The 22,659-nt window shown below is 70.9% G+C and carries 21 protein-coding genes; 12 read left to right on the top strand and 9 right to left on the bottom strand.

Going from position 1 to position 22,659, the window contains the following annotated elements; translation table 11 throughout:
- Positions 1 to 100 precede the first annotated feature (100 nt).
- Together UA74_RS21580 and UA74_RS21575 are read left to right on the top strand one after the other, a co-directional pair.
- The gene (locus tag UA74_RS21580; RefSeq protein WP_404799998.1) at positions 101 to 1,810 is read left to right on the top strand and encodes a CTP synthase; all 1,710 of its coding nucleotides are present in this window, start codon (positions 101 to 103) and stop codon (positions 1,808 to 1,810) included.
- The gene (locus UA74_RS21575) at positions 1,807 to 2,496 is read left to right on the top strand and encodes an NUDIX domain-containing protein (protein ID WP_083683464.1); all 690 of its coding nucleotides are present in this window, start codon (positions 1,807 to 1,809) and stop codon (positions 2,494 to 2,496) included. Before UA74_RS21580 ends, UA74_RS21575 begins: the two co-directional genes overlap by 4 nt.
- A 162-nt stretch (positions 2,497 to 2,658) precedes the next feature.
- Here UA74_RS21575 and UA74_RS21570 read toward each other — a convergent pair whose 3' ends face one another.
- The 6 genes from UA74_RS21570 to UA74_RS33045 form a co-directional block, all read right to left on the bottom strand.
- Positions 2,659 to 3,147, bottom strand: coding sequence for a DUF1707 domain-containing protein (locus UA74_RS21570; protein ID WP_075741878.1), 489 nt, complete (start codon positions 3,145 to 3,147; stop codon positions 2,659 to 2,661).
- A 36-nt stretch (positions 3,148 to 3,183) separates the two neighbouring features.
- Positions 3,184 to 4,464 carry an acyltransferase family protein gene (locus UA74_RS21565; protein WP_075765308.1) on the bottom strand — a complete coding sequence of 427 codons (1,281 nt, stop codon included), beginning with the start codon at positions 4,462 to 4,464 and terminating at the stop codon, positions 3,184 to 3,186.
- Positions 4,464 to 5,678: an alpha/beta hydrolase gene (locus tag UA74_RS21560; RefSeq protein ID WP_083683463.1), complete on the bottom strand. Its 1,215-nt coding sequence runs from the start codon at positions 5,676 to 5,678 to the stop codon at positions 4,464 to 4,466. The genes UA74_RS21565 and UA74_RS21560 overlap by 1 nt, the downstream gene beginning before the upstream one ends.
- Before the next feature lie 155 nt (positions 5,679 to 5,833).
- Positions 5,834 to 6,538: a response regulator transcription factor gene (locus UA74_RS21550; protein ID WP_075741874.1), complete on the bottom strand. Its 705-nt coding sequence runs from the start codon at positions 6,536 to 6,538 to the stop codon at positions 5,834 to 5,836.
- A 2-nt stretch (positions 6,539 to 6,540) separates the two neighbouring features.
- Positions 6,541 to 8,532 carry a sensor histidine kinase gene (locus tag UA74_RS31105; protein WP_157434364.1) on the bottom strand — a complete coding sequence of 664 codons (1,992 nt, stop codon included), beginning with the start codon at positions 8,530 to 8,532 and terminating at the stop codon, positions 6,541 to 6,543.
- A 72-nt stretch (positions 8,533 to 8,604) separates the two neighbouring features.
- On the bottom strand, positions 8,605 to 9,201 hold the full coding sequence (locus UA74_RS33045) for a DUF1707 domain-containing protein (RefSeq protein WP_075741873.1): 597 nt from the start codon (positions 9,199 to 9,201) through the stop codon (positions 8,605 to 8,607).
- A 43-nt stretch (positions 9,202 to 9,244) separates the two neighbouring features.
- Here UA74_RS33045 and UA74_RS32285 point away from each other — a divergent pair, with 43 nt between their 5' ends.
- The 10 genes from UA74_RS32285 to UA74_RS21495 all read left to right on the top strand — a co-directional run bounded on the left by UA74_RS32285 (position 9,245) and on the right by UA74_RS21495 (position 19,070).
- Positions 9,245 to 9,388: a hypothetical protein gene (locus tag UA74_RS32285; protein ID WP_157434363.1), complete on the top strand. Its 144-nt coding sequence runs from the start codon at positions 9,245 to 9,247 to the stop codon at positions 9,386 to 9,388.
- A gap of 548 nt (positions 9,389 to 9,936) precedes the next feature.
- The gene (locus UA74_RS21535; RefSeq protein ID WP_075744077.1) at positions 9,937 to 10,842 is read left to right on the top strand and encodes a site-specific tyrosine recombinase XerD; all 906 of its coding nucleotides are present in this window, start codon (positions 9,937 to 9,939) and stop codon (positions 10,840 to 10,842) included.
- A 277-nt stretch (positions 10,843 to 11,119) separates the two neighbouring features.
- Positions 11,120 to 11,977 (top strand): SDR family oxidoreductase, encoded by an 858-nt coding sequence (locus UA74_RS21530; protein ID WP_198042812.1) that lies wholly within the window; start codon positions 11,120 to 11,122, stop codon positions 11,975 to 11,977.
- 244 nt (positions 11,978 to 12,221) lie between these two features.
- The gene (locus UA74_RS21525; RefSeq protein WP_075741872.1) at positions 12,222 to 13,163 is read left to right on the top strand and encodes a ParA family protein; all 942 of its coding nucleotides are present in this window, start codon (positions 12,222 to 12,224) and stop codon (positions 13,161 to 13,163) included.
- A gap of 76 nt (positions 13,164 to 13,239) precedes the next feature.
- Complete coding sequence (locus tag UA74_RS21520; RefSeq protein ID WP_075741871.1) at positions 13,240 to 13,602, top strand: hypothetical protein; 363 nt, start codon at positions 13,240 to 13,242, stop codon at positions 13,600 to 13,602.
- Positions 13,599 to 14,657 (top strand): segregation and condensation protein A, encoded by a 1,059-nt coding sequence (locus UA74_RS21515; protein WP_232237361.1) that lies wholly within the window; start codon positions 13,599 to 13,601, stop codon positions 14,655 to 14,657. Before UA74_RS21520 ends, UA74_RS21515 begins: the two co-directional genes overlap by 4 nt.
- 140 nt (positions 14,658 to 14,797) lie before the next feature.
- Positions 14,798 to 15,697, top strand: a complete 900-nt coding sequence (scpB, locus tag UA74_RS31100) for an SMC-Scp complex subunit ScpB (protein WP_075766282.1) — start codon at positions 14,798 to 14,800, stop codon at positions 15,695 to 15,697.
- On the top strand, positions 15,684 to 16,478 hold the full coding sequence (locus UA74_RS21505) for a pseudouridine synthase (protein ID WP_083683460.1): 795 nt from the start codon (positions 15,684 to 15,686) through the stop codon (positions 16,476 to 16,478). The genes scpB and UA74_RS21505 overlap by 14 nt, the downstream gene beginning before the upstream one ends.
- Positions 16,475 to 17,071 carry a GNAT family N-acetyltransferase gene (locus tag UA74_RS21500; protein ID WP_075741870.1) on the top strand — a complete coding sequence of 199 codons (597 nt, stop codon included), beginning with the start codon at positions 16,475 to 16,477 and terminating at the stop codon, positions 17,069 to 17,071. The genes UA74_RS21505 and UA74_RS21500 overlap by 4 nt, the downstream gene beginning before the upstream one ends.
- Before the next feature lie 442 nt (positions 17,072 to 17,513).
- Positions 17,514 to 19,070: an aldehyde dehydrogenase family protein gene (locus UA74_RS21495; RefSeq protein ID WP_083683458.1), complete on the top strand. Its 1,557-nt coding sequence runs from the start codon at positions 17,514 to 17,516 to the stop codon at positions 19,068 to 19,070.
- A 160-nt stretch (positions 19,071 to 19,230) separates the two neighbouring features.
- On the opposite strand, the gene UA74_RS21490 is transcribed toward UA74_RS21495, so the two are convergent.
- The 3 genes from UA74_RS21490 to UA74_RS21480 are packed head-to-tail and all read right to left on the bottom strand — an operon-like array spanning position 19,231 to position 22,648.
- Entirely contained in the window at positions 19,231 to 19,884 is a 654-nt protein-coding gene (locus UA74_RS21490) for a response regulator (RefSeq protein WP_075741869.1), read from the bottom strand.
- Complete coding sequence (locus UA74_RS21485) at positions 19,875 to 21,164, bottom strand: sensor histidine kinase (protein ID WP_083683457.1); 1,290 nt, start codon at positions 21,162 to 21,164, stop codon at positions 19,875 to 19,877. The genes UA74_RS21490 and UA74_RS21485 overlap by 10 nt, the downstream gene beginning before the upstream one ends.
- A complete protein-coding gene (locus UA74_RS21480; protein ID WP_198042811.1) occupies positions 21,161 to 22,648 on the bottom strand; it encodes an alpha/beta fold hydrolase in 1,488 nt (495 codons plus the stop codon). The genes UA74_RS21485 and UA74_RS21480 overlap by 4 nt, the downstream gene beginning before the upstream one ends.
- Between the last annotated feature and the right edge of the window lie 11 nt (positions 22,649 to 22,659).

Here is a 22,659-nt window from a genome sequence, read left to right as displayed (position 1 = left end):
GTTACGTTAAGACCCCGTGGATCGGTATCACGCCGTCCTCCCAGAAGCTAGTCCGATCCGGTGACGGTCGGTGAATCGGGAACCACGGGGAGCCCTCTTGGTGCTGCAGGCACGCACGATCAAGCACGTGTTCGTCACGGGAGGAGTCGCATCCTCCCTCGGGAAGGGGCTGACGGCATCCAGCCTGGGGCAATTGCTCACGGCCCGTGGCCTTCGGGTCACCATGCAGAAGCTCGACCCTTATCTCAACGTCGATCCCGGCACGATGAACCCTTTCCAGCATGGTGAGGTGTTCATCACCGAGGACGGCACCGAGACCGACCTCGATGTCGGCCACTACGAACGATTCCTGGACCGCGACCTGTCCGGTCGCGCGAACGTGACCACCGGCCAGGTGTACTCGACGGTGATCGCGAAGGAACGGCGCGGCGAGTATCTCGGTGACACGGTGCAGGTCATTCCGCACATCACCGACGAGATCAAGTCCCGCATCAGGGCGATGGCCGAGCCGGACGAGAACGGGATCACCCCCGACGTGGTGATCACCGAGGTCGGGGGCACGGTGGGCGACATCGAGTCGCTGCCGTTCCTGGAGGCCTGCCGTCAGGTACGGCATGACCTCGGGCGCGACAACTGTTTCTTCCTGCACGTCTCGTTGGTGCCGTACCTGGCGCCGTCCGGCGAGCTGAAGACCAAGCCGACGCAGCACTCGGTGGCCGCGCTGCGCAACATCGGCATCCAGCCCGATGCCATCGTGTGCCGGTCCGACCGGGAGATCCCGGCGGCGCTGAAGCGCAAGATCGCCCTGATGTGCGACGTCGACACCGACGGCGTGGTAGCGGCGCCCGACGCGCGCTCGATCTACGACATCCCGCGCGTCGTGCACGCCGAGGGCTTGGACGCCTTCGTAGTCCGCAGGCTCGGTCTGCCGTTCCGGGACGTCGACTGGCGGGTGTGGGGCGACCTGCTCGACCGGGTGCACCAGCCCGCCGAGACGGTGCGGGTCGCGCTCGTCGGCAAGTACGTCGACCTGCCGGACGCCTACCTCTCGGTCACCGAGGCACTGCGGGCGGGCGGGTTCGCCCACCATGCCAAGGTGGAGATCGTCTGGGTCCCCTCTGACCAGTGCGACACCGACGCGGGTGCGTCGGCGGCGTTGGCAGGCGTCGACGGAATCCTCGTACCCGGCGGATTCGGCGTGCGGGGGATCGAGGGCAAGGTCGGCGCGATCCGGTACGCGCGCACGCGCGGGATTCCGATGCTGGGCCTGTGCTTGGGGCTGCAGTGCATGGTGATCGACGTGGCGCGAGACCTCGCGGGCCTGGACGGGGCGAACTCGGCCGAGTTCGGCGAGGACTGCGTGCATCCGGTGATCAGCACCATGGCCGATCAGGAGGCCGTGGTCGCGGGGGAGCGCGACATGGGCGGCACGATGCGGCTCGGCGCCTACCCCGCGCGGCTGGTGGCCGGGACGGTGACCGCCAAGGCCTACGGCGCCACCGACGTCTCCGAGCGGCATCGGCATCGCTACGAGGTCAACAACGCCTATCGGGAGCGGCTGGCCGAGGCGGGCCTGGTGTTCTCCGGCCTGTCGCCGGACGACCGGCTGGTCGAGTTCGTGGAGTTGCCTGCCGACGTGCATCCGTTCTTCGTCGGCACGCAGGCCCATCCCGAGCTCAAGAGCAGGCCGACGCGGCCGCATCCGCTGTTCGCGGCCTTCGTGCGCGCGGCGGCGGACTACAAGGCGCAGGAGCGGCTTCCGGTGGAGCTGCCCGAGGCGGCGCCGAGCAAGGCCGGAGCGTCTCGATGACGCCGTCCGACCCGTCCTCGCCGCCTGCCTCGTCGTCCGACGGCGTGCGGCGGACTCGGGGCGCCCACGAGTTCGGCATCGTGGGCAGCGAGGACCTGTACCAGGGCCGAGTGATGGCCCTGCGCGTCGACGAGATCGCCATGCCGGGTGGCGGCACGGGTCGTCGTGAGGTCGTGGAGCACCCCGGTGCGGTCGCGATCGTGGCCGTCGACGACGAGGGCCGGGTGGTGTTGATCCACCAGTATCGGCATCCGTTGGGCAGACGACTGTGGGAGCTGCCTGCGGGACTGCTCGACGTGGCGGGCGAGCCTGCGGTGGACACCGCGCGGCGCGAACTCGCCGAGGAGGCCGCGCTGTCGGCCTCGCGGTGGTCGGTGCTGGTCGACGTCGCCGCCTCGCCGGGCTTCACCGACGAGGTGGTCCGGGTCTTCCTCGCCCTCGACCTGCACGAGGTGGCCGAGATGACCGCCGAGGGCAATGAGGAGGCCGACCTCGTGGTGCATCGCGTGCCTCTGGACGAGGCGGTGCGCATGGTGGTCGCAGGCGAGATCGTCAACGCCTCGACCTCGGCGGGTCTGCTGGCGGCGCGAGCCGTGCTGACGGGCCTGGCCGAGGCCAGAGAGACCACCGCGCCGTGGCCGGATCGGCCGACTCGATGGGCGAGGCGCACGGCGGGCTCGGACTGATCGAGGCTGCGCGGGCACGGCGAGGCGAGTCGATCGCCTCGCCGTGCCCTCCGGTCGAGAGGCCGTCTCGGCAGGACTCGGGCCTTTCGGCGAAGTGCATCGGTGCCCGACCCGGCCGGGAACGGGCCCGATGCGATGCCTGCCGTTCGGTCGCCGAGGCGATCAGTCGCGGAGGGGAAGGCCCCGGCTGTCGCGTCCGCCGTTGGCGATCAGCAGGATTCCGTCGATCCAGCACCAGAGGACGCCGATGCCGAAGACCGGCGTCAGCAGAAGCTGGGCCAGGCCGATTCCGATGTGTCCGGTGTAGAAGCGGCCGATGCCGAAACTCGGAATGAGCTGGAGGACGCCTGCGGCGATCTTCGACTTCGACGAGTAGACGACGACGTCGGACGGAGGCGGTGCCTGCGGGGGACGCGGTGCGGTGGGCCGGAGCGTCGCCACACCCGGCAGCGTCGGATGCGGGACGGGCAGGTCGCTGAAGATCGCGAGCAGGTCCCCGTTCGTCTTCGCGTCCATCGTGTGTGTGAGCCGTTGTTCGTACTCCTCCAGGCTCAACCTGCCCTCGGAGAGATGAATGCCGAGCGCACTCACGGCTGATTCGCGTTCCGTGGTGCCGATTCTTTTCTGATGGAGATTGTCTGCGCCTGCCACTGGATCACCGTAGCGCCCTTCGACCCCTACCGAGTATCACTGTCTGCTTTCCCGACGGAGACGGCCGGTCACGACCGATTCTCCTTCGCAGACGCCTCGTTCCCGACGCGGCCGTCCGTCGCCGTCGGGCCCGGCAGGGCAGCCCCGGTCCTCGGGCCTGCCGCTCGTCGCAGCCGCGCCCGCTGAGGACACCGTGATCTCAGGCTCCCGCACCGGGACAGTCCCCCGGCACCTGCGTACCCGGTGCGGACCGAGTGCCGTGAGTCGCAGGAGCAGCAGGAGGACCAGCGCGAACACCGGCAGCCAGGCCAGCCGCAGCAGCAGCCAGCCGGGGTCGTCGGCGACAGTGTGCAGGCCGGGCAGCACGCCTGCCCGTGCGGCGACGAGGCTCACCACGACCAGGGCGCTCTGATGCAGCAGGAGGATCCCCATGGCGTCTCGGCTCAGCACCGTGACCACACGGGTGATGATCGGGTGTGTCGCGATGCGGTGCAACGTCTGCCACAGCAGCAGGACGAGGCCGATCTGCGCGACGGCCAGCGCGAGCGCGACCGGGGAGGGCGGGAGCAGGTTGGACCGCTCGGCGCCGGGAACGCCGATCCCGGCCGCCGGGTAGCCGAAGACCGTCACCGCGATCGCCATGCCGAGGACCCCGACCCCGACCAGCATCGCACTCGGCAGCCTGCCGGGTCGCCGTCCGGCGGCCAACGCCGTGCCGAGCTGCCACGGAACCCACCACACGGTCACCACCGTGGTCAGACCCACGGCCTGCGCCAGCCCGCTGGGCGACGTCGCGGCCACGGCCTCCGCCAGCAGTGCCAGGGCGGCGGGCAGCAGCGCGGCCGCCAGACCGAACCGGGCGTCCAGCCGCCGTGCCAGCGGTGTCACGGCCGGCAGCAGCAGGTAGACGCCGAGGAAGCACAGTGGGGAGACGATCAGCTGTGCGGTCGTGACCACCGTCTGCTGCGGCAGGCCGCGCACGGCGAGCACGGCGAACACCACGGCCCAACCGCCGCACAGGGCTGCCACCGGGAGCACGAATCGCCGCAGCCCCAGCCGCCAGGCCCGTTCCCCTCGCCCTGCTCGCCGCCCTGCCGAGGCGAGGTAGCCACCGACGAGGAAGAACAGGCCGAGAGGCTGGAGGAGCCAGCTCAGCGGTGTCAGCGTCGGCAGCGATGCCAGCGGACTGCTTGCGACCAACCCGTCCCGGCTCGCAGTCAGGGGAGTGACCAGCCAGTGGCCGAGCACCACTCCGCACACCGCGACCGCACGGACGAGGTCGATCGACGGGTCCCGGGGCCGGGCACGGGTCGTCATCAGCGCACCGCCGAGTGGGCGTCGTCAGTCGGGTGCGGCGCCGGGCGGCCTGCTGCGCCGACCGGGGAGTCGCCGGGAACAACGCCAGGTTCCGGGGCCGCCTCGGCGGACACGGCCGCGACATCGGGCGCGGCGGAGCCCAGCACGATCTCGGCCACGGCGGTCAACGAGTCGGTGCCCGGCTCGAAGTAGCCGTCATGTCCTGCGACGTCCCGAGCAGGCACGCTGCGAGCGCCGAAGGTCTCGACCGTCGGGTCGCCGCCGTGACCGAGGTCCCCCAGACGCAGCTTCGGGACGGCCGAGATCCAGTCGTTCTCACCTCGGCCTGCCCAGACTCGTGCCTCGGTGTCCAGTTCCTCCACCGACTCGGCGCGGACGCCTGGTGCGGCGAGGAACACGAGTTCGTCGGCGGCGAGTTCGGGCGCGGCCAGACCGCAGACCACCGCGCCGTAGCTGTGGCAGACGAGGCTGATCCGCTGGTCCGGGTTCTGGGTCCGCAGGCCGGTGGCGAAGTCGACCAGCTCATGGGCGCCGGCACGCGCCAGCCGCCCGCCGACGGCGTCCAGCCCGATACCCTCGGGCGTCTGGTAGCCCAGCCAGGCGATGACGGCGGTCTGCGTGCCGGGGGACCGGGTGGTCAGCTCGTCATGGAGCGCCCGAGCCATGCCCATCGGCCTGCGCAGCGGCAGCTCCGACTCGGCGAACCGAGCCAGGTCCACGTCCGAACCGGGGACGAGCACCGCGACGTCCCGCGCCTCGTCCAGATCGCCCAGCACCACGGCGACCCGGCCGCGCCCCTGCGGATCGAACAGCAACAGCTGCTCCTGACGGACCGCTGCCTCGTCGGGTCCGGCCGCAGGCTCCGACTCGTCCGAGCGGTGCCGGTTCGCGGCGTACCGCAGCGCGGCGGGCGCGCCGTCCAGCTGTCCCAGCACGGCGGGATGGGCGTCGACCAGACGTTCGGCCTCGGCCGGACCGGTGGCGGCGAAGAACGCGGCGATCACGGCGGGCTCGGCATCAGGCGGCGGCAGCGGCCTGCCCTGTGAACGATCCTGCGCCCAGGCGGCCGCCGCCGAGGCTGCGGGCGCGAAGGGGGCCGCCGCCGTCGATGCGGGTGCCGTGGTGAGGCCGACCAGCACGCTCAGGCCGAGCACCGCAGCTGTCGGGCGGCCGATCGATCGGAGCTGCCGAACCGCTCGTTCTCTGGTGCCCATGATCCTCGTCGTCCTTCCCGACCGATCCGCCTTCGTGATCGATCGGGCTGAACGCTAAGAGGCTGAGCGGGCTCGAATCGCCCCGCGACGGTAGCGAATCCGAGGTGCTACGAGAGGTGGCCTACGGGCGGTTCGTACCCCTACCCGGGTACGGGTCAGGAGCCGACCGTCACCAGCCCGCATTCGTAGGCGGCGATCACGGCCTGGGCTCGGTCCCGCACCCCGAGCTTGGCCAGGACCCGGCTGACATGGCTTTTCACCGTCTGCTCGGCGAGCACGAGGCGGCCTGCGATCTCGGTGTTGGACAGACCTCTGGCGACCAGGGTCAGCACTTCGGTCTCCCGATCGGTCAGCGCACGGAGGGGATCGGGGCGACCAGGCCCTCCTCGGAGCGGCGGCTCCACCGGCCGCGTCCGGACGAAGTCCTCGATGAGCCGCCGGGTCACCGAGGGAGCGAGCAGTGCCTCGCCCTCGGCCACAACCCGGACGGCGGCCAGCAGATCGGCCGACGGAGCGTGTTTGAGCAGGAAGCCGCTGGCGCCGGAGCGCAGCGCCTCGTAGACGTAGTCGTCCAGGTCGAAGGTGGTGAGCACCAGCACGCGAGGCGGCGAGCTGTCGGCCGGACGGGGCAGGTCCATCAGCAGTCGGGTCGCGGCGAGACCGTCGAGGACGGGCATCCGGATGTCCATCAACACCACGTCCGGCCCGACGCCCTCGCCGGTCAGCCGCCGGGTCTCGGTCACCGCCTCGCGACCGTCGGAGGCCGAGCCGACCACCTCGATGTCGGACTGAGCCGCGAGCAGCGCCGAGAACCCCTCCCGCACCATCGCCTGGTCGTCTGCCACCAGGACGCGAATCATCTCTACTCCTCGGCGTCGTCGGACGGTGCGTCGTCGGTCAGAGGCAGCACGGCCCGGATCTGGAAGCCGCCACTCGCGGTCGGACCCGCCGTCAGCGTTCCCCGGTGCAGGTCGACCCGCTCCCGCATGCCGGTCAGGCCGTGCCCGCCGCCCGATCGGCGCACTGCGACCTGTGGCGGTTCGGACGGTGGTTCGTTCCGCACCGTAATGATCAGCTTAGCCCCGTCGCGGGTCAGATCGATCCGGATCGGCGCATTGGGGGCGTAGCGGCTTGCGTTGGTCAGCGCCTCCTGGACGATGCGGTATGCGGTCAGGCCCAAGGCCTCGCCGACGACCTGTTCCAGGCCGTCCGGCAGGCTCATCGTGACCGGCATGCCGGAGTCGCCGCTGGTGGCGACGAGGTCGGCCAGATCGTTCAGGCCCGGCTGCGGCGCGCGGGCGGGCTGGTGATCGGCGTCGCGGAGCACGCCGAGAAGTCGTTGCATGTCCGACATCGCTGCGCGGGCGGCCTCGCCGATCTCGGCGATCTCCTGTCTGCCGGACTCGGACAGATCGGGCAGGCGGTAGGGGGCGGTCTCGGATCGCACCGCGATCATCGACATGTGGTGAGCCACCACGTCGTGCATCTCCCTGGCGATCCGGTTGCGCTCGCTGAGCCGCACCTGTTCGGCCTGTGCCTCGGAGGTGCGCTGCTCCTCGGCCGCGAGGTCTCGGCGGGCCCGGTGCGCGGAGCCGAGGGAGTAGGCGAGCAGCGCCACCACGATCGCGGAGACGAGCACTCCGCCGAGGTTGATCATCCCCCACGATCGTTCGGCCAGTGCCGCGCTGATCCATACGACCACGCAGGTCACCGCCAGGATCACCAGTACGATCCGCGCGGTGTGTCGGTAGGCGACCAGGAACAGCACGGTCAGCACGACCACCCACATCGGCAGCATCCGCCCGAGGTCCGCCGGAACGGTGACGAAGGCCGTCACGATCGCCAGGATGCTGGCTCGCCAGGCGACCATGGGCAGGACGAACGCCAGGACGGCGATCCCGCCGCCTGCGAATGCCAGGATCTCGGGCCAGATGGTGTCCTGCTGGTCCGCGAAGTTGTCGACGCCTGCGATCGTCACGGTCAGTGCGTAGGCGGCGATCAACGGCACGCGGACTTGGCGTCGCCATCGGCGTGGAGTGTGTCCGCGCCGGGCCAGTGCGGTATCGGTGCCGCTGATCAGCACCAATGACAGCAGCGCGCCCGCCGTGCGTGCCCAGGACCGCACGGCCCTGCCTGTCTCGGCGACGAGCCCGGCGAGCTCCTCCCGCTGCCTGCGCTCGGCATGCCCCTCGGGGTCCTCGCCCTCGGCGGTGGGAGAGCTCTGGAGGACGGCGCTGGTGCGGAACCGGCCGAGGACGCCGCCGAGCAGTACGACGATGACGCCGGACAGCAGCAGCTCGGTGACCGGAAAAGTGCCGACGGCCTCGTCCATCGCCAGGGGGAGTACGGACAGCAACAGCCCGAATCCGCATGTCGCGGTCGTCACCGCGATCCACTTCGCATGGCGGAAGGCGACCAGGAACATCACCGTGAGGTAGTTCGACCAGAAGGGCAGCAGGTCGCCGAGGACCTCATGGAAGAGGAACACCCAGCCGACCATCGTGGCCGTCGCCAGCCGCCAGGCGATCAGCGGTCGAAAGAAGGCGAAGGCGCAGATGCCCGCCGAGGCCAGCAGCGCTAGCTGAGGTACCGGTGCGAGCGGGGCGTCTGCCCCGGGTCCGGGGCTGCTCACGAGCGGATCGAGCCGGGACACACCGAATGCGACGTTCGCCAAGAGCAAGGCGGTGACGAGTGGCGACATCGTCCAACGAAGCAGACGCGACATCCGTGGACGTGGCGTGCCCAGCAAACGATCCGGACCGGTCAGCAGGACCAGGGTCGCCACTCTGATCAGGGCACGTGGCTGCAGCCGCTCCGGTTTGTCGGTGTTCCTCGTCGGTGCCTCCGTTGTCACCGGGCCGATGCTAAGTCTTTCCACACTGGGCGACATCGGACTGCGGAGGTGACTCGAACCCCTACCGGAGCATCAGCGCAGCGCGCGCCGCTCGGCGTCCTCGCCGCCGTGGGCGAGCAGTAGCACGCCGTCGACGAAGGACCAGAGCAGGCCGACCCCGATGAAGGAGAGCAGGAACTGGGCCAGCCCGAGCTTGACGTGACCGGTGTAGAACCGACCTGCGCCGAAGCACGGCACGATCTGCAGGACGCCCGCCAACACGCGATACCTCGGTGACTCGCCCGCCGCAGGTTGGACGTCTCCGGAGGAGATCGCGCGGTTGAGCGAACGGCCGAGTGAGTCGGCGAGTTCGCCCGCCGACCGGACGAACGGGCCGAGGGAGTCCCCGATGCTCGGCGCTGTGCCGGTGGTCTTCGTCGGCGCGGGGGCCGGGGTGCGCTCCGGTTCGCCCACCGTGAGGTCGGGAGCCAGCTGGTGAGTGCCGGGCAGGTCGTTGAACAGCACGATGAGTTCCGAGCGGGTGCGGGCCAGGGTCACGGCCCCGATCCGCTCCTCGTACTCCTCTATCGTCAGCCTGCCCTGGGCGAAGTGGTCGCCGAGGAACTGCATCGCCTGTCCGCGCTCGGCGTCGCCGATGCGGAGACCGTTGGTGTTGGCGAAGGAGGCCATGCCTGTAGACGGTAGGCCTACGGCGAGCCGCGCGGGATCGGTGATGTCCCTGATCCGAGCCCAGGGCTGCCCCGACCTCGAGTCGGCGCGCGAGGTGCATGAGGCGCACGACGGCCCCGACGAGACTCCAGGGCGTCACCACTGGGCCGAGGAGATCGCGCGGCGGCCCGCGCCGAGCAGACCCTAGGCTGGGGCGTCGGCGGCAGGCCGTTGCCTGCCGGGACCCGTCGAAAGGATTTCGATGCGGATCGGCGTGCCCCGCGAGGTCGCCTGTCACGAGCGCCGGTGCGGGCGGCCCCGACCGAGATGGCGGACCTCCGCCGTTCGCGGCCGTCAGTTTCGGGGTGTCGCCGATGCGGGAACGGAGCTTGGCGAGCAAGCCGGGCCGCCTGTCGTCTGCCTCGTCGTGTCCTGGGCTCTGGCGGCTGCGTTCCCTGGTCGACGGCGCGACGACGGGCCGACGTGCCTCGGCAGACCACGGGCGGTGCGGACATGACCGGTGGTCAGGAGGTCGAGACAGGCTCCACGGAGGTCGAGGCGTCGACGGAACCGGCGGCCCGGGCCTCGGCCGAGGTTCCTCCTGCGGAGACCGCTGCTCGGCAGACCGCCGGGCCCGACCGGCTCGGGGGCGCGAACGACGTCGGGCGCGGCTCTTCTGATCCCCGGGACCCCGGAGCCGCTCAGGCCTGCGACGACCCGGACGAACCAGAGCCGTCCGACGAGCTCGTCGGACGGTTGACCGAGTATCTCGACCATCTGGCGGTCGAACGCGGCACCGCCCGCAACACCCTGGACGCCTATGGCCGGGACCTGCGTCGTTATCTGCGGAGCCTCGCCGCCAGGGAGGTGACGACGTTGGCCGACGTCTCTCGTGCGGACGTCACCGCCCACGTCGCCGCCCTTCGGGAGGGCGGGCCGTCCCGACCGGCGCTGTCGGCGGGATCGGCGGCCAGGGCGCTCATCGCGGTGCGCGGGCTGCACCGATTCGCTCATCGGGAGGGAGTCGTCGCGGTCGACGTGGCGGCCGAGGTCTCGCCGCCCGGCATCCCGCGCGGGCTGCCCAAGGCCCTGCCCGTCGACGATGTGCTGCGGCTCATCGACGGCAGCGGCGGATCAGATCCGCGTGGACTGCGTGACCGCGCCGTCGTGGAGTTGTTGTACTCGACGGGAGCCCGGATCTCCGAGGCCGTCGGTCTCGACGTCGACGACGTCGATACCGAAGGGCGGACCGTTCTGTTGGCAGGCAAGGGCGGACGACAGCGACTCGTCCCCATCGGACGACCCGCGTTGGCGGCGGTGCAGGCCTACCTGGTGCGGGGCAGGCCGACGTCGGCGGCGGCGGGCCGAGGCGGCCCGGCGCTATTCCTCAACGCGAGGGGCGGGCGTCTGTCGCGGCAGAGCGCCTGGCAGGTGCTCAAGACCGCCGCCGCAGCGGCGGGCCTCGCGGACTCCGTCTCGCCGCACACCCTCCGGCACTCGTTCGCGACGCACCTCATGGAGGCGGGCGCGGACGTGCGCGTCGTGCAGGAACTGCTCGGCCACGCCTCCGTGACCACCACGCAGGTCTACACGCTGGTCACGATCAACGCGCTTCGGGAGGTCTACGCGCTCGCGCATCCTCGCGCGCGTGACCCCGACTGAGTCGCCCGCGCATGTCGCGTCGGGCGCCGCGCCGCCGTGCGGAGCAGGCGATCGTCAGTACGCGCCGGAATCGGGAACGGGGATGCGTGCGATTCCGGCCGTCGCGGCGCACCGTCGGGCAGACGGAGAGCCCTTGATGCGGATTTTCTCGATCGCGGGGCTGCCGAGCAGACGGGCCGTCGCCTGCGGTGAGGCTGATCATGAGGCAGGAAACCCGAGGAGGTCTTAACGTGAATCCATCCCGCATTCAGGGGATGCCGCTCGGGTAGGAGGTTCGATGATCGGGGTGACCGGAGCCACCGGAGCAGTCGGCGGCCGAATCGCGCGGCTGCTCGCGGACCAGGGCACGGCGACCCGGCTGGTGGTCCGCGACGCCGGACGCGCACCCGAGCTGCCGGAATCGTCGGTCCGCGCTGCCTCCTACTCCGACGCCGACGGAATGCGTGCCGCGTTCGACGGCGTGCGAACCCTCTTCCTCGTCTCCGCCGACGCCGACCCGGAGCGGGTGCCGCAACACCGGACGGCGGTCGACGCCGCCGTCGCCGCCGGCGTCGAACACCTCGTGTACCTGTCGTTCCTCAGCGCCGACCCGGACGCGACGTTCACCTTCGCGAGGGATCACTTCCGCACCGAGGAGTACATCCGCGCCAGCGGCGTCGAGTTCACCTTCCTCCGGCCCAGTCTCTACCTGGACCTGTTGCCCACCTGGGTGGCCGACGACGGCGTCATCAGGGGGCCGGCAGGCGACGGCCAGGTCGCGTGGGTCTCCCGCGACGACGTCGCCCGCGTCGCCCGGTCGGTCCTCACCGGAACCGGTCATGCGGGCCGGGTCTACGACGTCACGGGTCCGGAACTGCTGACGCTGGCCCGATCGGCGGCGGTGCTCTCCACCTTCGCCCACCGCCCCATCACCTACCAGGAACAGACACTGGCCGAGGCGAAGGCATCCCGGTCCGGTCACGGTGCCGAAGACTGGGAATTGGAGGGCTGGGTCACCTCCTACGCGGCGATCTCGACCGGCGAGATGGCCGTGCGCGGCGATGTCGTGGCCCAGCTCACCGGACGGAATCCGCTGTCCCTGGCGGAATTCCTGCGGACTCATCCCGACAGTGTGGAACTGCTCACGCGGAATTGATCCATCGATTCTCCTGCGCGGTCCGACCTGCGGCGGGCAAGCTTGCGATGTGGCCACGGCGAGGCGCGTTGCCGCTTCTTCGCCTGCCGCTTAGAGTGCGGCAGGAGTGGGGCTTGGCGATCAGGTCGCGCCCGGCGGTGGTTGGATCGCAGGCAGAACGGTTCCGCTGCGGCTTCGCAAGGCGTGAACAAGCGCCACCGGGCTGCGCCGCACGAGAACCTTTGGATGCGAGGAGCGAGCCACCATGTCGACACCGTCGCCTTCGGCCGGTCGGCCGCGTGGTGCGGCGGTCGACCTGGGCCTCACGCCCAGGGCAGCCGACCCCACCGAGGAAGAGGCCCTTGAGGCACTCGAGGGCGAGATCGGGCCCACCGGAAGGCCCCGCCGTCACGTTCCCGACCCGCCGTTACTGGACCGGCACGGCCCCGCCACGGTGCTGGCGATGTGCAATCAGAAGGGCGGGGTCGGCAAGACGACCTCGACCATCAACCTCGGCGCGGCACTGGCCGAGTGCGGCAGACGGGTGCTGCTCGTCGACTTCGACCCGCAGGGCGCCCTGTCGGTCGGTCTCGGCGTGTATCCGCATCATCTGGACACCACCATCTACAACGTGATCATGGAGCGACAGGTCTCCGTTCAGGAGGTCGTGCAGGAGACCTCCACCGAGGGCATGCACCTGCTGCCCAGCAACATCGACCTGTCGGCGGCCGAGGTCCAGCTCGTGGTCGAGGTCGGCCGGGAGCAGGCGCTGGCCAGGGTCCTGCGGCCGGTACTGGCCGACTACGACTACATCCTGGTCGACTGTCAGCCCTCGCTCGGCCTGCTCACCGTGAACGCGCTGGCCGCCGCGCACGGCGTCCTCATTCCGCTGGAGTGCGAGTTCTTCAGTCTGCGTGGCGTGGCACTGCTGATCGACACCATCGAGAAGGTGCGGGAGCGGCTGAATCCGGATCTGGAGATCACCGGAATACTCGCCACCATGTTCGATCCTCGTACCCTGCATTCCCGCGAGGTCATGGCCAGAGTCGTCGAGGCCTTCGGCGACATCGTGTTCGACACGGTGATCAACCGGACGGTGCGATTCCCGGAGACGACGGTCGCGGGGGAGCCGATCACTCGCTGGGCACCCCGCTCGGCGGGCGCGAAGGCCTACCGGGCGCTGGCGCGCGAGGTGATCGCGCGATGACCGGGCTCGTGGTCTCGTCTCTCGCGGCGGGACTCCGCAGCGGGGCGTGGCACTCGAAGGCAGGCCGGGAGCACAGGTGACCCGACGCGCCGCACTACCGGGTGCCGCCGAGCTGTTCAGGTCCACGACGCCGGAGACCGGCCGGCCCTCGGGCGAGGCCTCGACCGACGTGCCCGACGTATTGTCCCCTGCCGTCGACACGGCGGTGACCCGCGGCTCCGGCCGCAGGCGACACGACACGAAGATCACCGTCTACGTCTCGTCCGAGGAACTGGTGGCGCTGGAACGGGCCCGGCTCGTGCTGCTGGCCGAACACGGCGTCACCGCCGATCGAGGTCGGGTCGTCCGGGAGGCCGTCGCGGTCGTGCTGGCCGACCTTCAGGCGCGCGGCGCCGACTCGATCCTGGTCGAGCGGCTGCGCGGGGAGGCGGCGGGATGACCGGTCGCGAGCGGGAACCGGTGCTCGCGCCCGTGGCGGCGACGGAGCCGGGCGGCGAGCCTGGCCGGTCTGATCCGTCTCCGGCGTCTCCGGCGTCTCCGGCAGCGTCCGCCGCCGACGTCGGGTCGACGTCCGGGGCGGTCGATCCGGTGCAGCTCGAGACGCGGATCGATCCCGGCCGGGCAGGCCCCCTCGATCCCGAGACAGAACTGACCCTCGACCCGGCCTCGACGCCGGCCGACCCCGCCCCGCACGGCGGTCGGTTCACCGTGCATCTGCACAACTTCGAGGGACCGTTCGACCTGCTGCTGCAACTCATCTCGCAGCATCGGATGGACGTCACCGAGGTGGCCCTGCACAAGGTCACCGACGAGTTCATCGCCCACATCCGAGGGCTGGGCGAGGAATGGGACCTCGACGAGATCACCGAGTTCCTGGTGATCGCGGCGACCCTGCTCGACCTCAAGGCGGCGCGGCTGCTGCCCGCCGCGGACGTGGAGGACGAAGAGGATCTGGCACTGTTGGAGGCCAGGGACCTGCTGTTCGCCCGACTGCTCCAGTACCGCGCTTACAAGCAGGTGGCGGCGCTGTTCAGCGAGCTGGAGGCGGGCGCGTTCCGGCGGTACCCGAGGTCGGTGACCCTGGAGGAGCGGTTCGAGGGACTGCTGCCCGAGGTGCTCCTCGGCGTCGACGCGAATCGATTCGCCGAGGTGGCGGCCGCGGTGTTCCGGCCGCGCCCGCCGCCTGCCGTGTCGTTGGAGCACCTGCACATGGCGAGGGTGTCGGTGCGGGAGCACGCGGCGTACCTGCGGGTCCTGCTCGCGGAGCGCGGTGAGGCGAGCTTCGCCGAGCTCACCGAGGACTGCGAGCAGACCGTGGAGGTGGTCGCTCGGTTCCTCGCCCTGTTGGAGCTGTACCGGGAGACCTCGGTGCTCTTCGACCAGACCGATCCGCTGGGCGACCTGCGGGTGCGGTGGGTCGGCGGCAGCGTCGAGCATGCCAGGGCGGTCGCCGAGTCCGATCGGGCAGGCGTCGAGGACGAGGAGTACGGGTGAATCAGGAGAGCGCGGACGAGGGGCGGCGCGGCCACTCGTCGTCGCCGACCGGGACTGCCGGTCTGTTCGCGGGCACAGGTGCGGACCAGGGATCGATCTCGAGCGCATCGACGGTGCCGGACCCCGCCGTGCCCGATCCGATCGGGCCCGACCCGCTCGTACCGGAACCGGCCCAGCCGGAACCGGACCACCCTGAACCCGAGCACCCTGAACCCGAGCAGCCGGAACCCGAGCAGCCGAGACCCGACCAGCCGGGCCCCGAGGTGCCGGTGCCGAACGTGCCGGTCCCGGACGTTCCAGAACCCGCCGCCCCCGTGCCCGACGTGCCCCAGCCTGCGGTTCCCCAGCCCGAGGTGCCCGACCCGGACGTGCCTGCGCCGCCTGCGGGGGCGGCCGCATCCCCGGCCGCACCGGCACCCCCGGCCACACCGGCCCCGTCGGCCCCATCGGCCGCGCGAGACCGGATGTCCTCGACGCGAGACGACGCCCCCGACCTGACCGACGACCCCGCCCTCGACGCGGCGTTGGAGGCCCTGCTGCTGGTCGTGGACGTCCCGGCGGGTGAGGAGCTGCTCGCGGGGACGCTCGATCAGCCTGCCGGGCGCATCTCGGCGGCCCTGTGCCGAATCGCCACGCGGTATGACGCGGCCGAGAGCGGCATCGAACTCCGTCGAATCGGCGAGGGCTGGCGCCTGTACACCCGTGATCGGTACGCGCCTTATGTCGAGAGATACCTGCTCGACGGGCAGCGGGCGAAGCTGACGAGGGCCGCGCTGGAGACGTTGGCGGTGATCGCCTACCGGCAGCCGACCACACGATCCCGAGTGGCCGCAGTACGCGGGGTGAACGTCGACGGAGTCATCCGTACCCTGTTGGGTCGTGGCCTGGTCGAGGAGACCGGCACCGACCCGGAGACCGGCGGTCTGCTCTACCGGACCACCGAGCTGTTCCTCGAACGTCTCGGGCTGTCCTCCCTGGAGCAGCTCCCGCCGATCGCCCCATTGCTACCCGAAGTGGATTCCATCGATGAGCAACTCTGAGCACAGCAGTCGTCCGCCGCGTCGCGAGCGCCCCGCCGCACCCGGCGACGATCACCCGGAGGGCATCCGACTGCAGAAGGTGCTCTCCCGCGCGGGCATCGCGTCGCGTCGCGCAGCCGAGGAGCTGATCGCCGCCGGGCGGGTCAGCATCGACGGCAAGGTCGTCACCGAGATGGGGCGCCGCGTCGATCCGACGACGGTCACCATCCACGTCGACGGCAATCGCGTGGTGGTCCGGGAGGACCTGGAGTACCTCGCACTGAACAAGCCGGTCGGGATGCACAGCACCATGTCCGACGACATGGGCAGGCCGTGCATCGGCGACCTGATCACCAGCCGTTCGGAGCGGCTCTTCCACGTGGGCAGGCTGGACGCCGACACGGAGGGCCTGCTGCTGCTGACCAACGACGGCGACCTCGCGCACCGGCTGATGCACCCGTCCTACGAGGTCAGCAAGACCTACCTCGCCGAGGTCTCCGCCCCGATCGCCAGGGACGTCTCCAAGACGCTGAAGGCGGGCGTCGAACTGGAGGACGGCCCGGCCAGCGTGGACAACTTCCGCGTCATCGAGTCCCACGGCTCCAAGGCGATGGTGGAGATCGTCCTGCACGAGGGCAGGAAGCACATCGTCCGCAGGCTGCTCGACCACGTCGGGCACCCGGTCGAGCGGTTGGTGCGGACCTCCATCGGCGAGGTGAAGCTGGGCGACCAGCGGCCGGGCAGCATGCGCAAGCTCAACCATCCCGAGATCGGGTCGCTCTATCGCGCGGTCGGGCTGTGAGTCGCGCCGCCGCCGATCCCCGGACGGGCCGAGCCGGGACGTCGGCGGTGCGGGCCGAGGCGATCGGCACGCCGAGACTGATCCTGGAGCCGCTGCTCCTCGACCACGCCGAGCCGATGGCCCAGGCCTTGGCCGATCCCCGGCTGCACACCTTCATGGGCGGCAGCCCCGCGAGTCCGGAGCAGCTGCGCGTCCGCTACCGCACGCTGCTGGCGGGACCGAGGGAGGACGGGGTCTCCTGGTGCAACTGGGCCCTGCGCACGAGGGCCGACGACCGGGTCGTCGGCACCGTGGGGGCCACCGTCGTCGCGAATCGATCGGGCGGCACCGCCGAGGTGTCGTGGGTGCTCGGCGTGCCGTGGCAGGGCCGAGGGCTGGCCAAGGAAGCCGCACTCGCCATGACGGCGTGGCTCGGTGAGCGGGGTGTGCAGGTCCTTCAGGCCTGCATCCACCCCGAGCACCGGGCGTCGGGACGGGTGGCGGCCTCCGCCGGTCTGCGGCCGACGAAACGGGAGATCGACGGCGAGATCGTGTGGCGGGCGGTGCTGTCCGCGCCGCCGGTCGTGCCGGAGGGGCGTCTGTCGTCGGAGTAGTCCGGCTGCGGGGCGAGTCGGCCGGGCGGGCGGATCGGCGACTGCGGCGGGTGGCCACTGCCTGCGCCGAGGCCCGCCGAGCGGGTCGAGCGGGTCGAGCGGCGGAGCCGGGGAGTGGCCCGACGACCTGCTGCGGGAACTGCACCGAGCCCCGTCGCTGCAAGGCCAGCGCCAGCGTTGCTTAGGCACCTGACAGGCATCAGCCGCGCTGTGTCGTCTTCCCCGCGTCGTGCTCGGCCAGGCAGACTCGGGGAGGCGTGCGTGCCTGTCGAGCGGCGGCGGTCCGGCCCCCCATGCGACTCGACAGGAAGCACGAGGTCCGGGCACGCTCTCGTGGAGCGTGGCGGCGGGCAGACTCGACGTGGTCGGTGACTCCCCGCCCCGGCGGCAGCGACGGCCGAGAACCGGTCGTCGGCCCAGGAAGAAGCGAAGGAGCGCATCGGTGACATCCACCGCGAAGGTGATCAGTTCGGTGATCGACGGTCAGGAGACCGGGCCGGGCGGCGGCGAGTACCTGTCCCGGAACCCGTCGCGGCTCGACGACGTGGTGGCCACGGTGACCCTGGGCGGGCCGTCGACGCTCGCGGACGCGGCCCGGTCGGCGAAGCGCGCCCAGCGTGAGTGGGCGGCCGTGCCGCCGCCGGTGCGCGGTCGCGTCATCGCGTCGTTCGGCAGGCTCGTCGAGGCCAACAAGCAGACGTTGGCCGAACTGGTCACTCGCGAGATCGGCAAGCCGCTCGCCGAGGCCCTCGGCGAGGTGCAGGAGATCATCGACACGGCCGACTTCTTCCTCGGCGAGGGCAGGCGGCTCTACGGGCAGACGGTGCCCTCGGAGATGCCGGACAAGCAGCTCTTCACCTTCCGCGTGCCGGTGGGCGTCGCGGCGGTGATCACGGCGGGCAACTTCCCCGTCGCCGTGCCGTCCTGGTACCTGGTTCCCGCGTTGCTGTGCGGCAACGCGGTGGTGTGGAAGCCCGCCGAGTACGCCTCGGCCAGCGCTCGGGCGCTTGCGGAACTGGCGTGGCGCGCAGGTGTCCCCGCCGGAGTGCTCAACCTCGTGTACGCCGACGGCGAGAACACCTTCGCAGGCCTGGAGCAGGCCCTGACGGAGGGCACGGTCCACAAGATCGGCTTCACCGGCTCGAGCGCCGTCGGAGTGAAGGTCGGCGAGCTGGCAGGCAGGCACCTCCAGTCGGCGTGCCTGGAACTGGGCGGCAAGAACCCGATGGTCATCGCGCCCGACGCCGACCTGGACCTGGCGGTGGAGGGCGCACTGTTCTCCGGCTTCGGCACCGCAGGTCAGCGCTGTACCTCGCTGGGCAGCATCATCGCCCACGTCGACGTGCACGACGAGTTCGTCCGCAGGCTCACCACGGCGGTCGAGAACGCGGTCGTCGGCGATCCTCGCCAGGACGTGCTCTACGGCCCGATGCTCGACCAGAAGTTCGCCGACAACTACGAGCGCCTGCTCGGCTGGGTGGCCGACCACCACACGGTGCTCGGCTCGACCGCGACCGGTCGGATCACCGACGCCGCCCCGCGTACCGGATTCGTCGGCGATCACTCGGCCGGTCTCTTCTATCACCCGGTGCTGTTGGACGGTGTCCGTCCCGACGACCAGGTGTTTCTGGAGGAGACCTTCGGCCCGCTGGTCGGCGTCACCACCTACCGGACCTTCGACGAGGCCCTCGAGTTGGCCGACCGTCCCGGCTACGGGCTGTCCGCCAGCGTCTACACCACGGACCCCGCGACGGCGTTCCGGTTCCGGGCCGGGATCGGCGCGGGCATGGTCAGCGTGAACAACTCGACCTCTGGTGCCGAGGCGCACCTGCCCTTCGGCGGTAACGGACGCTCCGGCAACGGCAGCAGGCAGTCGGGCATCTGGGTGCTCGACCAGTTCACCCGCTGGCAGTCGCTGAACTGGGACTTCTCCGGGAAGCTCCAGAAGGCGCAGATGGACGTCGCGACGATCGAGCCCGACCTGGACTTCCGGCTCTGATCGACCACGGCTCGCACGGGCCGCCCGGCGACCGCCGCCGGGCGGCCCAGTGCGCTCTCGGGGGAGCCGTCTCGGCAGCTGCGACCGTCTCGGCCGCACCACCGTGGTCGGTGGCCCCGGACGTTGGGGGCGGAAGGCTCGACGTGACGCCTCGCCTCGGTCATCTCCTGCGATGATCGAGATAGGCCAGCACGGCGCGCACCCTGCGATGAGTGTCCTGGTCGGGCGGGAGATCCAGCTTGGTCAGGATGCTGCGGATGTGCTTCTCCACCGAGGCCAGTGACAGGTGCAACCGCGCGGCCAACGCCGTGTTCGACCGGCCCTCGGCCATCTCGGCGAGCACGTCGTGTTCTCGCGGAGTGAGCGAGTGGACAGTCGGATCACGCCGATTGCGGTTGAGGAGCTGGGCCACCACCTCGGGGTCCATCGCCGTTCCCCCCGCCGCGACGCGTTCGACGGTGGCGATGAACTCGTCGAGGTCGGCGACCCGATCCTTCAACAGGTAGCCCACCCCGCCCCGCCCGTCGGAGAGCAGCTCAGCGGCGTAGGCGCGCTCGACGTATTGCGAGAGGATCAGCACCCGCGTGTCGGGCAGCCGCCTGCGCAGTGCGACGGCGGCCCGCAGTCCCTCGTCGCGGAACCCCGGCGGCAACCGGACGTCGATGATCGACAGATCCGGAGCCAGCGTGCCGACCGCCGACATCAGAGCCGGAGCGTCCTCGACGGCGGCGACCACCTGATGCCCCTCGGCGGCGAGTATCTGGGCCAGTCCCTCCCTGAGCAGCAGGAGGTCTTCCGCGATGACTATGCGCACGGCAGTCTCGTCTCCACGATGGTCGGCCCGCCCGGCGGGCTGTCCACCGAGAGTGTTCCGTCCAGCGCCGTGATCCGATCCGTCAGCCCCGCCAGGCCGGGTCCCGTCGGGTCGGCACCGCCGACGCCGTCATCGGCCACCCGCAGCGTCACCGTCCTGCCCCGGCCCGCCCACAGCCCCACGGTGACGGCTGAGGCACTCGCGTGTTTCGCGCTGTTGGACAGGGCCTCGGCCACCACGAAGTACACCGCCGACTCCGCTGCGGGCGGCAGCCTGCGGGACAGGCTCACGCTCAGTTCCACCGGCAGCGGATGATCGGCGACCAACGCCTCCAGCGCGGGCTCCAGGCCTCGGTCGGTGAGGATGGGCGGATGAATGCCTCGGACGAGGCCGCGTAGTTCGGTCAGCGCCGTCGACGCGGTCGTCCGGGCGGAGTCGAGCCGTGCTCGGGCCTGCTCGCCCTGCTCGCCCACTGTGCGCAGGGATCGATCGATCAATGCCAGCTGCATCGTGAGCGCGACCAGTCGTGCCTGCGCTCCGTCATGCAGATCACGTTCGATCCGGCGTAGTTCCGCCGCCTGCGCGGCCAGCAGCCTGGCTCGTCCCGCCGTCAGCTCCTCGATCCGGCTTGTGAAGCGTCGCCGATGTTCGGCATCGAGCAGCGTCCGTGCCGCTGCGATCTGTCCGATGGTGATCGCCCTGGCGAGCAGGACGGCGCCGGGGAGGGCGATCAGCAGTGCAGCCCACGAGGAGGGCGGCGGAATCCGCGACAGGTCGACGCCGAACGACGTCATGATCTCGATCGCCCACGCCCACACCGACGGGGCAGGCACCCCGAGGCACCAGGACCAGACCAGGAAGCACACCACCAGGCCGCCCAGTCCCAGCGGACACATGAGCAGCAGGTAGCCGACCTCGCGCCCGCTGACTCCGCCTGCCAGATACCGCAGCACCCTGGTCCGTCGGCTCTCATCCCGGCGCGCTTGCGCCGGTGTCGGGATCGCCTGGCCCGTGAACAGCCCGATGCGAAGTCGTTCACCTCGCAGGAGACCGCGGAGCAGCGCAGGCAGCACGGCCAGTGCCAGCGTGATGATCACCGGGTCGGGTCGGAGGACGATGAACAGGACGGCGAGGGCCGTCGTCGTGGTCGCCGCCCCGGTCAGCCCGCCGAGGACGGCGAACAACGGGTCGCACACCACGAGGCGTGCGCCGTGCCGGAGCGACGGCCACGTCCATGGGCGCCGTCGCGCTGCCGGTGCGTCGGCGGGTCCGGCGGTCACGGCGCGCAGGTCGTGCCCGGCATCGGCAGCGTGCCCGCGAGCAGATAGTCGTGCACCGCGTCGCGCACACAGGGGTCTCCGCCGAGATAGACGGCGTGCGCGAAGTCCGCATAGGGCAGCACCACGCTGCCGGGGAACGACCCGGCGACGGCGTGTGCCCCGTCGAGGTGGGTGGCCGGGTCCTCGGTGGAGTTCACGATCAACGCGGCAGGCGCCGCCGTCTCGGCGGGCGGACCGGGTGGGTTGACGTCCCGCACCGGCCAGCCTGCACAGCGCCAGGCCTCCTTTGTCGGGTCGAGCCAGCCGACTCGGGGGGCATCGTTTCGGATCTGCTCGGCGATCGCCGACTGACCTGCCCAGTCGTCCGGGGTCACCGGGAAGTCGAGGCAGTAGGTCAGTTGTCCGGAGTCTGCGTCGAAGCCTTCCGTCGGCGGCAGCATCTCGGCCAGTCTCGTGCCGTCACCATCGGCTGCGGCAACCAACGCCTCGGCGAGTACCTGGTGGCCGACCCGAGCAGCCTGGCCTGCCGCCAGCCGGACCGCGAACCCGTTCAGCGTCCGGTCCGGACCGGCGGGCAGCGGCGCCGAGTCGGCGGCCGCCGCCACCGAGTCGAACACCGCGAGGACGTCTCGGCCGTGCAGCGCGCACGCCTCATCCCGATCACAGGCGTCGGCGGCACCGTGGAGGAGGTTCTCTGTGTGCCGTGCACCTGCTGCGATGCGTTCCTCGTAGGACGAGGTGTGGTCGAGGACGCTGTCCAGGTAGATCCGGTCGAGTCGATCGCCGTGATGCTCGGCGTACTCCTGACCGAAGACCGTGCCGTAGGAGTTGCCGTAGAAGGTGATCTTCTCTTCGCCCAGGGCTACGCGGATCGCGTCGATGTCGTGGGCGACCGACTCGGCATCGGCGTTCGCGGCCAGTTCGGAGTCCTGATCCACGCAGCTTTCGCCGTATCGGCCGACGGCGGCCTGATTCCGTCGATACGCCGTCGCCGAGTCGAGTAGGGCGCCGATCGGCGGCGCTGCGGCGTCGTCGCAGATCGGCGTGCTGGAACCGTATCCGCGCGAATCGAAGGTGACCACGTCGAACCAGGCCGTGAGCTCGGCGAGCCGCTCTCGCCCGTCCGGCCTCATGACGAACGGCAGCGCGGGTTGGGGTCCGCCGGGATGAAAGATGATCGTGCCGCGTCGCTGTGTCGGGTCCTGGGCGGGGAGCCGCGCGAGGCCGAGACTGATCTGTCTTCCGGCCGGAACGGCGTGATCGACCGGGACGTCGAGCGTGGCGCACTGCACCGCCTGCGACTCAGCACACTCCTGCCAGTCCAGGTTCCCTGCGGGGGAGGGGAGCCCGGCAGGCAGCGCCGTCGCCGGGCGCGGCGCTGCGGGTGCCTCGGGCTGAGGGGATGCCGGTGCTCCGCAGGATGCGACCGCGATGAGCGCGACGAGAAGGCCGCCGAGGACAGGTCTGCCGAGGATCGGAAACATGACGATGACCC

Source organism: Actinoalloteichus fjordicus (assembly GCF_001941625.1).
In the GTDB taxonomy this organism is placed as follows: domain Bacteria; phylum Actinomycetota; class Actinomycetes; order Mycobacteriales; family Pseudonocardiaceae; genus Actinoalloteichus_A; species Actinoalloteichus_A fjordicus.
Note: the sequence above shows the minus strand (reverse complement) of the source record. Positions and strands in the feature narration are given on the sequence as shown.

Bases quoted from the DNA above. Each gene is read 5' to 3' on its own strand.
- UA74_RS21575 (WP_083683464.1), top strand. From the start codon at position 1,807: ATGACGCCGTCCGACCCGTCCTCGCCGCCTGCCTCGTCGTCCGACGGC.
- UA74_RS21565 (WP_075765308.1), bottom strand. From the start codon at position 4,464: ATGACGACCCGTGCCCGGCCCCGGGACCCGTCGATCGACCTCGTCCGT.
- UA74_RS21560 (WP_083683463.1), bottom strand. From the start codon at position 5,678: ATGGGCACCAGAGAACGAGCGGTTCGGCAGCTCCGATCGATCGGCCGC.
- UA74_RS21550 (WP_075741874.1), bottom strand. From the start codon at position 6,538: ATGATTCGCGTCCTGGTGGCAGACGACCAGGCGATGGTGCGGGAGGGG.
- UA74_RS33045 (WP_075741873.1), bottom strand. From the start codon at position 9,201: ATGGCCTCCTTCGCCAACACCAACGGTCTCCGCATCGGCGACGCCGAG.
- UA74_RS32285 (WP_157434363.1), top strand. From the start codon at position 9,245: ATGTCCCTGATCCGAGCCCAGGGCTGCCCCGACCTCGAGTCGGCGCGC.
- UA74_RS21530 (WP_198042812.1), top strand. From the start codon at position 11,120: ATGATCGGGGTGACCGGAGCCACCGGAGCAGTCGGCGGCCGAATCGCG.
- UA74_RS21525 (WP_075741872.1), top strand. From the start codon at position 12,222: ATGTCGACACCGTCGCCTTCGGCCGGTCGGCCGCGTGGTGCGGCGGTC.
- UA74_RS21515 (WP_232237361.1), top strand. From the start codon at position 13,599: ATGACCGGTCGCGAGCGGGAACCGGTGCTCGCGCCCGTGGCGGCGACG.
- UA74_RS21505 (WP_083683460.1), top strand. From the start codon at position 15,684: ATGAGCAACTCTGAGCACAGCAGTCGTCCGCCGCGTCGCGAGCGCCCC.
- UA74_RS21480 (WP_198042811.1), bottom strand. From the start codon at position 22,648: ATGTTTCCGATCCTCGGCAGACCTGTCCTCGGCGGCCTTCTCGTCGCG.